Source organism: Rhodanobacter denitrificans, from assembly GCF_003335105.1.
Taxonomy (GTDB): domain Bacteria; phylum Pseudomonadota; class Gammaproteobacteria; order Xanthomonadales; family Rhodanobacteraceae; genus Rhodanobacter; species Rhodanobacter denitrificans_A.
Window position 1 is genome coordinate 35,001 of the sequence record NZ_QFWQ01000002.1, and the last position, 14,679, is coordinate 49,679.

At 67.1% G+C, this 14,679-nt stretch carries 13 protein-coding genes; 3 read left to right on the forward strand and 10 right to left on the reverse strand.

The window, feature by feature from the left end; translation table 11 throughout:
* Window positions 1–35 precede the first annotated feature (35 nt).
* Complete coding sequence (locus DEO45_RS01160) at window positions 36–1,073, forward strand: YeiH family protein (RefSeq protein WP_114340504.1); 1,038 nt, start codon at window positions 36–38, stop codon at window positions 1,071–1,073.
* 95 nt (window positions 1,074–1,168) lie between these two features.
* Here DEO45_RS01160 and DEO45_RS01165 read toward each other — a convergent pair whose 3' ends face one another.
* The 7 genes from DEO45_RS01165 to DEO45_RS01195 all read right to left on the reverse strand — a co-directional run bounded on the left by DEO45_RS01165 (window position 1,169) and on the right by DEO45_RS01195 (window position 8,207).
* A complete protein-coding gene (locus tag DEO45_RS01165; protein ID WP_147269661.1) occupies window positions 1,169–1,576 on the reverse strand; it encodes a hypothetical protein in 408 nt (135 codons plus the stop codon).
* 182 nt (window positions 1,577–1,758) lie between these two features.
* Window positions 1,759–2,451, reverse strand: coding sequence for a tRNA (adenosine(37)-N6)-threonylcarbamoyltransferase complex dimerization subunit type 1 TsaB (gene tsaB, locus DEO45_RS01170; protein WP_114340506.1), 693 nt, complete (start codon window positions 2,449–2,451; stop codon window positions 1,759–1,761).
* Complete coding sequence (gene creD / locus DEO45_RS01175; protein WP_114340507.1) at window positions 2,448–3,797, reverse strand: cell envelope integrity protein CreD; 1,350 nt, start codon at window positions 3,795–3,797, stop codon at window positions 2,448–2,450. Before creD ends, tsaB begins: the two co-directional genes overlap by 4 nt.
* Window positions 3,798–4,053: 256 nt before the next feature.
* Window positions 4,054–4,719, reverse strand: coding sequence for a dihydrofolate reductase family protein (locus tag DEO45_RS01180; protein WP_223250732.1), 666 nt, complete (start codon window positions 4,717–4,719; stop codon window positions 4,054–4,056).
* A 323-nt stretch (window positions 4,720–5,042) separates the two neighbouring features.
* Window positions 5,043–6,272, reverse strand: a complete 1,230-nt coding sequence (locus DEO45_RS01185) for an ABC transporter permease (protein WP_114340509.1) — start codon at window positions 6,270–6,272, stop codon at window positions 5,043–5,045.
* Between the two features lie 31 nt (window positions 6,273–6,303).
* The gene (locus tag DEO45_RS01190) at window positions 6,304–7,575 is read right to left on the reverse strand and encodes an ABC transporter permease (RefSeq protein WP_317616001.1); all 1,272 of its coding nucleotides are present in this window, start codon (window positions 7,573–7,575) and stop codon (window positions 6,304–6,306) included.
* A gap of 362 nt (window positions 7,576–7,937) precedes the next feature.
* The gene (locus tag DEO45_RS01195; protein ID WP_114340511.1) at window positions 7,938–8,207 is read right to left on the reverse strand and encodes a metal/formaldehyde-sensitive transcriptional repressor; all 270 of its coding nucleotides are present in this window, start codon (window positions 8,205–8,207) and stop codon (window positions 7,938–7,940) included.
* A gap of 55 nt (window positions 8,208–8,262) precedes the next feature.
* Between DEO45_RS01195 and dmeF the strand changes: the two genes are divergently transcribed.
* Window positions 8,263–9,216: a CDF family Co(II)/Ni(II) efflux transporter DmeF gene (gene dmeF, locus DEO45_RS01200; RefSeq protein ID WP_114340512.1), complete on the forward strand. Its 954-nt coding sequence runs from the start codon at window positions 8,263–8,265 to the stop codon at window positions 9,214–9,216.
* Window positions 9,217–9,267: 51 nt separating this feature from the next.
* On the opposite strand, the gene DEO45_RS01205 is transcribed toward dmeF, so the two are convergent.
* Window positions 9,268–11,229 (reverse strand): ATP-dependent DNA helicase, encoded by a 1,962-nt coding sequence (locus tag DEO45_RS01205; RefSeq protein ID WP_114340513.1) that lies wholly within the window; start codon window positions 11,227–11,229, stop codon window positions 9,268–9,270.
* 116 nt (window positions 11,230–11,345) lie between these two features.
* On the opposite strand from DEO45_RS01205, the gene DEO45_RS01210 reads away from it, so the two are divergent.
* The gene (locus DEO45_RS01210; protein ID WP_114340514.1) at window positions 11,346–11,735 is read left to right on the forward strand and encodes an MAPEG family protein; all 390 of its coding nucleotides are present in this window, start codon (window positions 11,346–11,348) and stop codon (window positions 11,733–11,735) included.
* A gap of 37 nt (window positions 11,736–11,772) precedes the next feature.
* Here DEO45_RS01210 and DEO45_RS01215 read toward each other — a convergent pair whose 3' ends face one another.
* Window positions 11,773–12,300, reverse strand: a complete 528-nt coding sequence (locus tag DEO45_RS01215; RefSeq protein WP_114340515.1) for a tetratricopeptide repeat protein — start codon at window positions 12,298–12,300, stop codon at window positions 11,773–11,775.
* Between the two features lie 2 nt (window positions 12,301–12,302).
* Window positions 12,303–14,645 carry a penicillin-binding protein 1B gene (gene mrcB / locus DEO45_RS01220; RefSeq protein ID WP_114340516.1) on the reverse strand — a complete coding sequence of 781 codons (2,343 nt, stop codon included), beginning with the start codon at window positions 14,643–14,645 and terminating at the stop codon, window positions 12,303–12,305.
* Window positions 14,646–14,679: the final 34 nt, after the last annotated feature.

A 14,679-nucleotide genomic window follows, 5' to 3' on the forward strand; every position in this document is an offset into this window, starting at 1 on the left:
CGGCCCGACAATGGCGCAGTTGCCGGAGCCCATGCATGAATACCTCGACCCTTTCCGTTCCTTCCTCGTTGCTCAGGCAGCGTGCCCCCGGGCTGTTGCTGGCGGTCGCGATCGGCCTGCTGGCGCTGTGGCTGGGCCGCCGCCTGCCGCTGATCGGCGGCCCGGTGATCGGCATCGTGCTGGGCATCGTGGTGCGCAACCTGCTGTCGCCGGGCGAGCGTTACTCCCCCGGCATCGCGTTCGCCGGCAAGAAGGTGCTGCAGTGGTCGATCATCGCGCTGGGTTTCGGGCTCAGCCTGAGCCAGGTGGCGAAGACCGGCCTCGAATCGCTGTCGGTGACCCTGGTGACGATGACCGTGGCCTTCGTCAGCGCCTGGGCACTGGGTCGCTGGCTTGGCGTGCACGACAAGCTGAAGATCCTGATCGGCGTGGGCACCGCGATCTGCGGTGGGTCGGCGATCGCCGCCGTCACCCCGATCATCCGCCCGGACGACCACGACACCGCGTTCGCGATCTCCACCATCTTCCTGTTCAACCTGGTCGCCGTGCTGCTGTTCCCGCTGCTCGGCCATCTGATGCACCTGTCCGACCTCGGCTTCGGCCTGTGGGCCGGCACCGCGATCAACGACACCTCGTCGGTGGTCGCCGCCGGCTACAGCTACAGCCACGCCGCCGGCGACTATGCCACCATCGTCAAGCTGACCCGCGCCACGCTGATCATCCCGGTGTGCCTGGTGCTCGCCTTCGCGGTCGCCGCCCGCGAGAAGCGCAAGCACGCCGAAGCCGGCAGCGTCGGCCAGTTCAGCCTCGCCAGCATCTTCCCATGGTTCATCCTGTGGTTCCTGGTCGCCTCGGCGGTGCGTACCGCCGGCCTGGTTCCGGTGGCGATCCAGCCGGCCATCCACCTGCTGGCCGAGTTCCTGATCATCGTGGCGCTCACCGCGATCGGCCTGTCCGCCAACCTGCGCAGGATGGCCGCCAGCGGCGCGCGGCCGATCCTGCTGGGGCTGGGCGTGTGGATCGCGGTGGCGGTGAGCAGCTTGCTGGTGCAATGGGTGATCGGGCAGCTTTGATGCTTCGCCGGTGATGCTGCACGCGGCATCACCGGAATACACGCTGCCAGGCCGTAGGCAGCCGCCAAGCTGGATGTGCCCGACAACAACCGCGACTATCGAACGTGGCGGAGACAGGTCTTCGAAGCAACCAGTTCCGTGGCTTCTGCCGCACTGCCATCGACAATTGCCGAATCTGGCAACCACCTTATGGAGCGCGGTCTTTTCAGCAGGATTCCGTCGTTGAAGCGGACGGCGGCAGGATAGGTTGACCATTCCAGCTTCGACCAGGACTGGTTGCCATCCACTTCGACACCGGCATCCGAAATCGACACCGCCACCGCGGCCCCAAAACCGGGCTTGCGTCGAAATTTCATCATGAGGCTTTGCTTGGTCGCCCAGACTCCAACAGCGGCGACCAGGCCGAGGATCATGACGAACAACACGGCCCGCGATGCCATGGAAGTGTCGGCGCTTGCGGCAAAAGCCGTTGCGCACGCCAAGCCGATCACGCCGAACTGCACGGGCAGCCTGAATAGCCAAGGGCCTTGCCGATACTGCCGATCAATCACGGCCCTGAAGTATTCGACATCACATCGATACTGATACCTGACTTGCATACGCCCCCCTTCCAACGGCCCAGGATCATCTGCACCGACACGTATTCGGCTTCGCTACCAGCTCGGAATCAGAACCGACAGATGGCTCAGGCCTTCCCCTGCTCCACCAGCGTCAGCGCCACCTTGTCGCGCAGGTACACCGGCAAGGCCAGTTCCGGCGCCTGCACGTGGCCGGCCTTGAACTCGCGCATGGCCAGTTCGGCAACATGCGCGGCCTGCGGATAACGCAAGCCATCGGCGGAATGCAGGGTGCCGGTGAGGCGCTGGCTCAGCACGGGGGCGTAGGTGGCCCAGCCGGTGCCGACGACCTGCCACATGCCTGCTTCGGGCAGAACCAGCGTCTCGGCGGTGCAGATGCGTTCGTCGTCCAGCGCGATCAGGCCGCCGTTGTCGTCGCGGCGGTAGCAGGCGGCGTAGATCTCGCCCATGCGCGCGTCGATGACGGCGAGGATCGCGGTGCCGTCTTCCTCCGGCGCTTCCAGCGCCAGCGCGGCCAGCGAGGAGACGGTGACCACCGGCAGGTCCAGCGCCAGCGCCATGCCCTGCGCCAGCGACACGCCCAGGCGCACGCCGGTGAATGCGCCGGGGCCGCGGCCTACCGCGATCGCGTCCAGCGCGTGGCGGCCGATGCCGGCTTCGGCCAGCAGTTCGTCGGCCATCGGCAGCACCAGTTCGGTGTGCCGGCGCGGCGCGATCTCGCTGCGGGCGATCAGCTCGTCGCCGTGGATCAGGGCGACGGAGCAGGCTTCGGTGGCGGTTTCGATCGCGAGCAGGTTCATGGTTTGTCCATGATAGCGGCTGGCGGCTCGGTCGACTTGGGTACGTAGGCATACCAGTCGATGCGGCGGGTCAGGTACATCATCAGGCCCACCATCGCCAGCAGCACCAGCGCGCCGATCAGCAGTGCGTACTGCTCAGCCGCGATCAGCCCGTACAGCACCGTGTAGATCAGCCCCAGCACGCCACCCAGCAACAAGCCGGCGCGCCGCGCGCGCAGCACCGCCGTCGCGTAGCCACCCACCAGCACGACTACCGCGACCGCCGCCAGCGCATACGCCGGGCCGAAGCCGATCTGCTCGGACAGCGCCAGCAGCACCACGTAGAACGTGGCCAGCGCGGCGCCGACCAGCAGGTATTGCACCGGGTGCACGCGCAGCCGCTTGAGCACCTCGAACAGGAAGAACGCCACGAAGGTCATCGCGATGAACAGCAGCCCGTACTTCCCCGCGCGCACGTTGCGCTGATACACGTCGACCGGCTGGTACAGCTGCACGCCGAAGGTCGATGCCTGCAGCGCCGGGATCATCGCGGCATCGTTGTCGACCCAGTGCTGGCCATAGCTGCGGTTGAGATCGAGCAGGTGCCAGTGTGCGTTGAAGCCGCGAGTGTCGATGGCATGTTCCAGCGGCAGCGCCGCGCCGACGAAGCTGGGATCGCGCCACGGCGCGCGCATCGTCACCTCGGTGCTGCGCGCCAGCGGCAGCAGCTGCAGCGCCTCGGTGCCGGCCAGCTTCAGGTCGACCTGCACGTCGATCGGTTGCCCGCCCAGCGCATCCAGGTCGATCGGCACCACCACGGTCGGCCACAGGCCGAGCCGCTCGGCCGACGATTCGAAGCGCGCCGGCTGGCCGTTGATGCGCAGCCCGCTCACCTCCTGCAGGCCGCGCAGGTCACCGACCGGCAGCCGCAACTCGGCCTTGCCGCCCTGCCACCGGGCGGCGCTGGCCTGGCGATAATGCGCGAGGTCCTGCGCTCGGAACTGCGCGTCGAGCTTCACCGTGGCGACGAACACCGGCGCGGTATAGATGCCGTAGCCACGCATCTGCACGTCCATCGCCGCATCAAGCCGCAGCGTATCCGCCAGCAAGCTCTCGCTGCCCACCTGCCACGGCGCCGCCACCAAGCCTTCCATTGGCATCGGGCGCACGGTCGGCACCACCAGCACCGGGCCGCCCAGCACCTGCCGGCCACCCCACCCCTGCGCAATCTGCGCAATCGCCGTCTCGCGCAACTGCTGGCGTTCACTGACCAGCCCGTTCACCTGCAGCAGCGGTATCGTCATCAGCAACGCCAGCACGCCGATGCCCAGCACCTTCGCCATCACTGTCTGTGTCCATTGCATCATCTCGCCCTCCCCGGATCGGAGCCCCGATCAGAACAGCCGCAACGGCACCGGCGCGGGCAACGGCAGTCCGGCAACGGGCCGCAAGATGGCGCGCCGATGACGGCGAGACTTCGCACCAGCGGCGCGGCCGCTCCGGGACCGGCCATCCGTGCGTTCGAATCGAACCCGGCACGGATCTCGCCGCACGCAAGGCCCGGAACTCCGCGCGCGAAGCAGCCGGGCCTCGTCGCGAGCTATTCCGCCCGCGCGCGGCGGTTCATGCCGGCTGGTAGATGGCGGCCATGGCGCCGGAAGCAAAGGGAGTCACGCTGACCAGGCGCAGATCCACCGGGCTGCGCAGCGCGCAGAACAGTGGCTGGCCCTGGCCCAGCACCACCGGATGGATGGCCAGTCGATATTCGTCGATGAGGCCGGAGGCAACGAGGCTCTGGGCGAACCGGGCGCCGCCATGCGCAAGGATGAAATTGCCCGGCTGTGCCTTCAGCCGGAGGATTTCCTCCGCGAGATCGCCGCTTGCCACGGTGGGTTCGGCCCAGGACCTGAGGACCGCCGCCGTCGGCGTGACGCCATGCCGCTGCGCATTGCGTGCTTGTGCTTCGGCGAGCGCCGCCGTCGTCCGATCCGCCTGCGGGCCGTGCGTGATCCCCTGCCTCGAAAAAATGACCTTGGGGATGTCGTTCATCGGCGGGGCGATCGTCATGTCCGAATAGGGCCAGAACGCCGCCATGTCGTGATAGCTGCGGCTGCCCATGACGTGCACGCCGGCTCCGACAAGCGTATCGAGCACCCACGCCGTGGAATCGGCGCCCCCGGATGAGCGGAATATCCAGTCGGCCTCGCCGTTCGGTCCGCAGACAAAGCCGTCCAGGGAGACGGACATCTTCAACACCAGCTTTCTTTTCATTGCCGTTGCGGTAGCCATGATTCTTCCTTGGTCTTGTGACGGTGGTTGGAACCAGGATGCCCAGGTGCATCGGGGCCATTCACAGAGCCACGACGAACGGCGGAAGCACGTTTCGACAATCGGTTGCGTCGACCGGCTTGATCCGCGGTCGAAAGCGGGTACCGGGCAGCCGTCGGATGCAGCCTCGACACGCCCCCCAGCGTCCCGGTGAAACACGATCAGCCAATCGCCTCGCTCGATCCACAGCAGCCTCACCTTCCACGCGGGGACCGTTTCAGTGCGGCGCTGGATTGACGGCAGCGGTTTCGCGCGCGTTCAAATCAGGGTACTGCAACCGCCGTTCACTCCGAGCGAATCGCCACTACGGGCGGCACCCTGGCGGCATATCGTGCCGGTCCCCATACGGCTACCTGACCGAGCAGCCACAACAGCAGCGCACCAACCAGTGGCAGATAAAGCGGCATGCGTGGCAATTCATAGACATTCATCAGGCCGAGATTCGCCAGGAACGCAAGCAACGCTCCGAGTACGACGCCGCCGCTGACGATCAGGAAATTCTCGGCATGGAAGTAGCGCAGGATGTCGCCCGCCGTCGCGCCGAGCGAGCGGCGGATACCGATCTGCCTGCGCCGCTGGCTGACCCAGAAACTGCTCAGCCCGACAATGCCGCCTGCCGTGGCCAGCAGCAGCAACCCGCAGACGACGCTCATCAGCATCGCCACGCTGTGGTCGTCCGCATACGCGCGCTCACGGACCTGAGCCATGGTCACGACGCCTCCTCTCGGGGCGATGATGCGGATGCCTCCGCGCGCCTGGAGTGCTTTCAGCGAGGCCGTGATCGCCGGTTTCATGTCCGTGGATTCAGTGCGCACCATGTAGATGACGCCGGCGGGATCGACAAAGCGCATCGGGACCAGCACCGTAAATCCATCCATGGCTCTCGAATTCTTGAGCGGTCCCTGCAGGCTTGCAACGATGCCGATGATGGCGGCAGGCCCATCCGGCAGGTAGACCGTCTTGCCCAGGGCCGAACCATCGGGAAACAGCTTGTCGGCAAGGCTGCGGGTGACGACGATGCCGGCCGGATCCATTTTGTCGTTGGGGCCGATGGCGGCGATTTCATCGGGACGGAAGTTGCGCCCGGCGACCAGCGATATTCCCAGCGTGTCGATCGTGTGCTCGTCCGAAGCAAAGAACGTGACCAACTGCGCGTTGGTCTTCTGCTCCGGGTCGAGCTTGAGGTGCGTGATGATATTGACGTTGTATCCTGCCAGCGGAAACCCCTGGCTGGAAAACGCGTCACGCACGCCCGCCACGTGACGCAAGGCATCCAGGTCGGCGCGAATATTCGCATCGAGCTGGGTTGCATTCTGGCCCATCGTCCAGCCGTTGCGGATAACGAAAAGGTGGGCTTCGTCCGTGCTGGTGGGGCGGGACAGGTGGACGATGCGCGATGCCACGATAAACATGGCGTTGGACACCACCGCCAGCGTCAGCGCCACCTGCAGGACGATAAGCAGGGTGGCGACCTTGTGTCGACCCAATGCAGCAACAATGGGACGCAACTGCATGAATGTCCTCGCTGGTGCCATGACGGGAACCTCAATTGATCTTGATTTGCCAGGCGGGCTGGGTTTGCGCCGCGCGCCAGGTCGGGTACAGGGCCGAAATCACCGTGGCAGCCATGGCGAGCAGCACGGTCAGCGCTACCAGCGAGGTATCCGCATGTACGAGGCGTGCAATGTTCGGCTCGAAAAGGCCTCCGGCACCCCATACGCCCAGCAGCGTCAGTGCCGCGCCGAGCAGGCCGCCGAACAGGCCCACCGTCACCGCCTCGGTCAGGAACTGCCGGTAGATGGCGGCCCGCGATGCGCCGAGGGCGCGACGCACGCCAATTTCCGGCGCCCTCCGCATGAACCTGGCCAGCATCAGCCCGACCACGTTGACCAGCACGATCAGCAGGAAGCTGCCGGAAACCAGCATCGACAGGCTCGACACCTTGGGCGTACCCAACTGGTCCGCCAGCCAGTCCGTCAGGTTGCGCAGGCGGATGTTGGGCGCCCACGCGAAGCGCCCGAGGCGTTGCTGCTCGGCGGCGTAGTTGTGCAGGAACTCGCGGTAGTGGGCGACCTCGGCAGGAGTATCGAGCTGCACCCAGGCGTCGATCCGATCGCATTCGCTGCGCAGGTAGGCACCCCAGTGCGCGGTGTCCGATCGCCATGATGCCGTCGGACAGAACACGAACTTGCTGTCCTTCTTCATCTCGGTCGCGCGAGTGAACGGGATGTAGATATCACCTGCGTCATCGAAGTTGTAGACGGTTCCGTGACTGCCGATGTCGAAGAACCGCGGCCGCGGGTTCCAGTTCTGCAGCACACCGGTGATCCGGAAGAGTTGGCCATCCAGCCGCATCTCCCGCCCCACGCTGTTCTGTCCGCCAAACAGCGTTTCGTTCAGGTCCTGGCTGATCACGGCAACGGTGGCGTACCGCGCATCGTCATCCGCCGTCCAGCCGCTGCCATAGCGAAAAGGCACATCGAACATCGGGAAGAAATCGGCGGTCACCGCGTCGCCATCCAGCGACATGGCCTGCGTGGGGCGATCAGCCGGGTTCATCTGCCAGGTCGAGGCAAAGAGGATCGTCTGGCGCTTCGCTTCGTGTGCCTTCCACAACGCCATCGCATCGATGTAGCTGAGTCCCACACGTGGATCGCCTCCCCAGTTGTAGGACGGGCCCACATTGTCGATCTGAGGCACGAAAAGCCGGGAAGATTTGGCGGGAAGTGGATTGCTCGTGGTCGCGCGGAACACGGCATAAGACACCATGCACGCCGCCACGCCGAAAGCCAGCAGCGCCATCACCAGTGTCGTCAAAGCCTTGCTTCGCGCACTGCTTCGCAACGCCAACGCAACGTAATACCCCCACATAACGCTCCCCCGTGACGTCATCCGGCTGTTGGCGGATGCCCGAACGTCGAACTGGAGAATACCGGATGGTCGGGATCGTTACGTCACCATCGGCGACCTCAATCGTGCAATCCAACCCTACTGAGACGGGCGCTCCCGATGGCCCATCGTCAACTCCTGGCCAAAGCAGACATCGAACGGCAAGTCAGATTCAGCCTCGCAGCGCCCCACCAGCGTCCCCGATGGAACACGATCACCCACTCAAGACGGGGAACAGTGTGAACTTTTCCAGGATGGCGTCAAAACGCCCCATGGAGCCCCTTCCGCCGCTATTTGAGGTAGCTGCGCAGCACCGCCAGTACCGGCAGCAGCTCATCCTGCTGTTTCGTGTTGCCGCTGTCGGCCACGTGGGAACGCAGGTGCCCCTCCATCACCTGCAGGATCAGGCCGTTGACCGCGCCGCGCACGGCGGCCAGCTGCTGCAGCACGGCGCCGCACTCGGCTTCACCTTTGATCGCGCGTTCGAGCGAAGCCACCTGGCCGCTGATGCGACGCACCCGCGCGACCAGCTTCTTCCGGTTTTCGTGGATATGGGACATGGCGATCGTCCTTCGCTCATATACTATGGGGGAGTATATTGCCAGAGATCGAACCATGTCCGCGCCCGACGCCTCTCCGTTCACCCACAGCCACCAGTTCAACCACGTCGACGCGAAGGCGGAGCGCAACACGAGGCAGGTGGTGTTCATCACGGCGGCCATGATGGTGGTGGAGATCACCGGCGGCTACTGGCTGAATTCGATGGCGCTGCTGGCCGACGGCTGGCACATGAGTTCGCATGCGCTGGCGATGGGCCTCTCCGTGATGGCCTACGTGCTGGCCCGGCGCTACGCGAAGGACGGCCGGTTCGCCTTCGGCACCTGGAAGATCGAGATACTCGGCGGTTTCAGCAGTGCCCTGCTGCTCGCCGTGGTCGCCGCACTGATGATGGTGCAGTCGCTGGAACGTTTGTTCGTGCCCGCCGTGATCCACTACGACGACGCGATCCTGATCGCGGTGCTCGGCCTGGGCGTCAACCTGCTGTGCGCGTGGCTGCTGAAGGGGGAGCACCATCACGGGCACGGGCACGATCACCCGCATGGACATGATTACGGGCATGGCCACGGGCATGACGGACACCGTCACCACGACGTGAACCTGCGCGCGGCCTACCTGCACGTCGTCGCGGACGCGGCAACCTCCGTGCTCGCCATCGTCGCGCTGCTCGGTGGCAAGCTTTACGGCGCCGCCTGGCTCGATCCGGTAATGGGCATCGCCGGTTCGATCCTGGTCGCGCGCTGGGCTGTCGGCCTGTTGCGCGAGTCCGGCAGGATCCTGCTGGACGCCGAGATGGACCAGCCGGTGGTCATGGAAATCCGCGATGTCGTGAAAGAATATTTTCCGACGGCGGCCATCAGCGACCTGCACGTCTGGCGCGTCGGCCGCAACAGCTATGCCTGCATCCTGGCGCTGGTCGCCAGCACGGCCATCGACGCCGGAGAGGTCCGCCGGCAGCTGGCCATCCACGAGGAACTGGTGCACGTGACGGTCGAGGTCGCGCGGGCCTGAGCGTGATCCTGCCGGCAACGGTGGCCGGCAGGATGGCCATCGGCGGCGGCCCTACCTGTTGTCCGACGATGCCATGACGGGCGCATCACTGAAGAACGCACGCACATCGGCCAGCTCGCGCGTGCGCGGCATCGTCGGCAGGCTGGCGAGGAACAGCTTGCCGTAGCCCTTGCCGGTGAGGCGCGGGTCGCACAGCACCAGCACGCCGCGGTCGTGCACGCTGCGGATCAGGCGGCCGGCGCCCTGCTTCAGCGCGATCGCCGCGCTGGGCACCTGCCAGCCCATGAACGGGTTGATGCCGGACTGTTCCAGCGCGGCGAGACGGGCCATCAGCACCGGATCGTCGGGCGCGGCGAACGGCAGCTTGTCGATCACCACCACGCTGAGCGCCTCGCCTACGACGTCGACGCCTTCCCAGAAACTGGCCGCGCCGAGCAGCACGCCATGGCCGCTGGCGCGGAACTCCTCCAGCAACCGCGGCCGTGGCGCGGTGCCCTGCACGAACAGCGGCCACGGCACCTTGTCCTGCAGCAGTTCGGCGGCACGGCGCAGCGCGCGATGCGAGGTGAACAGCAGGAACGCGCGGCCGCTGGAGGCATGCAGCACCGGCAGCACGGTTTCGATCACCTTGTCGGTGTAGTCGCGCGCGTTCGGGTCGGGCAAGTCCGGTGGCAGGTAGCACAGCGCCTGGCGCGCGTAGTCGAACGGGCTTTCCAGGCTCAGCGTCTGCGGCTCGTCCAGGCCGAGCTGGCGCGCGAAGTGGTCGAAGTTGCCGGCCACCGACAGCGTGGCCGAGGTGTGGATCCACGCGGCCTGGGTGCGTTCGCGCAGGCCGCGCATCGGTGCCGCCAGGTCCAGCGGTGTGGCGTACAGCGCGAAGCCGCGCGGGAAGGTCTCGTACCAGCGCACGTCGTGGTCGCCGTGCGACTCGACGATGCGGTCCAGCCGTTCGGCAAACAGTTCGGCGCGTTCGTGCAGGTTGGCGAAGCCGCGCGAGCGCTCGGCCTGCGAGGCCAGCAGTTCGGCCTGCGTGGCGAGCAGTTCGCGCAAATCGTGCAGCGCGGTGCGCACGTCGGCGCGATCTTCCAGCAGCTGGAACGCGCCGCGCGCTGGCAACGGCTCCAGCGCCAGGCGCAGCTTGCGCAACGCGTCCTGCAGCGCCTCCACCGGCTCCAGCAGCAGGCCGATCGCACCGGTGACGCCGCTGCATTCGGTCAGTGCATCCTGCGCCATGTCGCTCAGCTGGCGAGCGCTGACGCTCTGCGAGAAGAACTGGCCGGCCAGTTCGGGAATCTGATGGGCCTCGTCCAGGATGAACGCCGCCGCGCCGGGCAGGATCTCGCCGAAACCCTCCTGCTTCAGCGCAAGGTCGGCGAACAGCAGGTGATGGTTGACCACCACCACGTCCGCCTCCATCGCCTCGCGACGCGCCTTGAATACGTGGCAGTCGTCGTAGAACGCACACTCCACGCCGAGGCAGTTCTCCGGCGTCGAGGTGACCCGCGGCCACAGCGGCGACTCCTCCGGCACCTCGGCCAGCTCCATCCGGTCGCCGCGGCGGGTGCGCGCGGACCACGCGCGGATCGTCGCCAGCTGCGCCGCCTGCGTGCGCTCGAAGCTGGCGCCTTCGCGCACGGTCTGGTCGAGCCGGTACAGGCACAGGTAATTCGCACGGCCTTTCAGCAAGGCGGTTTTCAGCCGTGTGCCGAGCACGGAGCGCACCTTCGGCAAGTCGCGGAAATACAGCTGATCCTGCAACGCCTTGGTGCCGGTGGAGATGATCACGCGCTCGCCCGACAACAGCGCCGGCACCAGGTACGCATAGGTCTTGCCGGTGCCGGTGCCGGCCTCGGCAATCAGTGTGTCGCGCGCCGCGATCGCCTGCCGCACCGCACGCGCCATCGCCTGCTGCGCCAGCCGCGGCGCGAAATCCGGCAACTCACGCGCGAACGGGCCGTCGGCACCGAGCAGGGCGCCGACGTCGTCGGACTCGGTGTCATCGAGGTCGTTCATCCGCCAAGTATGGCGGAGCGGCAGCACGCGGCAAACCGGCGGCGCGGAGCCCGCTCCACTGGCACCGACACCGGCGAAGGTCCACCATGCCGGCACCGCCACGAGGGGAACACCGCATGACGACCGAACTGCAGATGCTGCTGTGGAGTGTGGTGCTGGGACTGGTGCAGGTCACTCTGGTCGCCACCTGCCTGATCGCCCAGCGCGGGCTGGGCTGGGCCGCCAGTGCGCGCGACGAGGCGAGGCCACCGCTCAGCGGCATCAGTGGCCGCCTGCAGCGGGCCAACGCGAACTTCCTGGAGACCTTCCCGTTCTTCGTCGCCGTGGTGCTCGTCGCGCACGTCCTGCAACGGCACGACTCGCACACCATGCTGGGCGCGCAGCTGTACTTCTGGGCACGGCTGGTCTATGTGCCGGTCTATGCCGCCGGCATCCCCTACCTGCGCACCCTGGTGTTCTCGGCGAGCGTCGTGGGCATCGTGCTGGTGCTGGCGGCACTGTTCTGACATCCATGGCGCGCGCAGGGGCCGCCCGCAATACCACTCAATAACGCGGCACGCCCGGCTTGTGGCACTGCCCGACCCACTTGCGCGCGGTCTCGGCGCCGGCCGGGTCGCGCGCCTGCAGGCGCATCTCGGCGATGGTCTGCCAGTTGCGTGCGCACAGCGGCCCCAGCCTGGGACCGAGCGACCACGACCTGTGGGCCAACCTCTCGGCGGCGGAGAAATCCTTCAGGCGCACCGCCATCTCGGCGCGCTCCTGCAGCAGGTCGGGCGAATCCGGGCTGAGTTTCAATGCCTGGTCGAGCTTGCCGGCGGCGGCGGCGTACATGCCGCCCTGCTCGTCGTACTTGGCGGCGTCCTGCAGCGCGGTGACGCCGGGGTCGCGCAAAGCATGGACGTCGATGACGGATTTTTCGCGATCGCCGGCGGCGCGGATCGCCGCAACCTGGTCATAGGTCGGCAGCGGCGGTCGGGGGTCCGCTGGCGGCGGCGTGGTGGCGAACATGCCGCAACCGGCCAGCGCGCCGGCAGCCAGCAGCGGAAGGGAACGCGGGACAGGGTAACGCATGATCAATTTCCGTTCGGAGTACTGGGCGCGGGACTCGCCGCGCCGGTGGCGGTGGGATGGTCGCTGCCGCCGAACAGGCTCTGGATGCCCTGCCAGAAGCAGCCCTCGGTGTCGCCCGACAGCGTGCCCTGGATCACCGGCACCTGCTGCGCGCCCGCGCACTGCGATTCGGTGCGCTTGCCGCTGGAGGGATTGATCCAGGCCATCTCCAACCCTTCGCCGGGCGCGACCGACAGTGGCGTGGTCGGCAGCTTGGCGAACAGGTCGCGCCATGCGCGCAGGCCGCCGGTGGCGCCGAACAGGGTGGTCGGCTTGTTGTCGTCGCGCCCCATCCAGAACACCGCCAGGTGGTCGTCGGTGAAACCGGCGAACCAGCTGTCGCGCATGTCGTTGCTGGTGCCGGTCTTGCCGGCGGCATGCAGCGAGGCCAGCGCGGAGTTGCCGAGCGCGCTGGCGGTGCCGTACTCGGCCACCTGCTGCATCGCCCAGGTGGTCAGCCGCACCGCTTCCTGGTATTCGCCGCGCCCGCCCTGCACCTGGTAGCGCTTGATCGTGCGGCCGCTGCCGTCGAGCACGCCGCGTACCGCCACCAGCGGCAGCGCGTGGCCATCGGCGGCGAGGTACTGGTACAGCTGGGCCAGCTGCAGCGGCGACAGATCGAGCGCTCCGATCAGCAGCGACGGACTGGGATTGATGTCGCCGATGCCGAACGACTTCAGGAACGCCTGGATCCGCGGCAGCCCCACCTGCATGCCCAGGTGGATCGTCGCCAGGTTCCACGAGTGCGCCAGCGCATCGACCATGATCAGCGGGTCGTGGCTGCGGTGGTCGTCGTTCTGCGGCGTCCAGTAGCTGCCGTCGGGCTGGCGCAGGCTGACCGGGCTGTCGTCCATCATGCTGGCGAGGTTCCAGCGCTCCGGCTGGGTCAGCGCGACCAGGTAGACGAACGGCTTGACCGTCGAGCCGATCGGCCGGCGTGCGTCCATCGCGCGGTTGAAGCCAGGGTCGCCCGGGATCTTGCTGCCGATCATCGCCAGCACGCTGCCGCTGTGCGCATCCGTCACCACGCCCGCCGCCTGCACGCCGTCGCCGCGCTTGCCGAGGCCCTTCAGCGCGCTGGTGACCGCCTGCTCGGCATACAGCTGTGCGGCCGGGTCGAGCGTGGTGAAGATCGACAGGTTGCCGTCGCGCAGCGCCTGCTCGTCGAAATCGGCGGTGATCTGCGTGCGCACCAGGTCCATGAAGGCCGGGAAGCGATTGTGCGGCAGCTGGCCGTTCTGCACGATGTCCAGCGGCGCGGCCTGCGCGGCGTTGAGCTGTGCGGCATTGATAAGGTGGGTATCGAAGAATTCCTGCAGCACCAGGTTGCGCCGGGCCAGCGCACGCTCCGGCGCGCGGCGCGGATCGTAGTAGCTCGGCCCCTTCACCATGCCGACCAGCAGCGCGACCTCCTGCGGCCGCAGGTCCTCCAGCCGCCGCCCGAAGTAGAACTCCGCCGCCGCCGCGAAACCATGCACCGCCTGGCCGCCCTGCTGGCCGAGGAAGACGTCGTTGACGTAGGCCTCGAGGATGCGCCCCTTGCTGTAGTGCGCCTCCAGCAGCAGCGACATCAGCGCCTCGTTGATCTTGCGCGTGAAGTTCTGGTCGCGGTTGAGGAACAGGTTGCGCACCAGCTGCTGGGTCAGCGTGGAGCCGCCCTGCACGGTATGCCCCGCACGCAGGTTGGCGAACGCCGCGCGCACGATCGCGCCGATGTCGATGCCGATGTGATGCTTGAAGTCGCGGTCCTCGACCGCCTGCAGGCCACTGACCAGCAGCGGCGGCACGTCGGCCAGGTGCACGAAGCGGCGCTCCTCCTGGGTGGCGCCGTACAGCGTGGCGATGCGCGCCGGATCCAGGTGCGCCAGCTCGATCTTCTTGCCGCTGGCGACGTCCTGCACCGACTGCACCACGCCGTTGCCGAGGGTGACGCGGATCCGCTTGGGCAGCTCGCCGCCGTCAGGCCCGGCATAGCCGCGCGAGGAAACCGTGAAGCGCGCGCCCTCCTTCGCCCAGCTGCCGGCAACCTGGCCCCTGCCGTCGTTGCTGTAGCCGGCGAAGGTCAGCTCCAGCTCCAGCGCCGCCGGTTTCATCGGCAACCCGACGGCCAGTGGCAACGGCCGCGCATAGACCCGGGTCGGCACCGCGAACACCAGATCGTTGAAGCGCTCCTGCACCCGCTTGTTCAGCACCAGCGTGTACGGCAGCACGAAGCCCACCAGCAGGCCCGCGGCGATCCAGAACGGGATGCGCAGCCAGGGCCAGCTGCGGCGAGCGAGCAGGCGAATGCGGGTCATGGGGGCCAACGGGGGGAATCCGGCAATCAAGTAGGTCGATCAT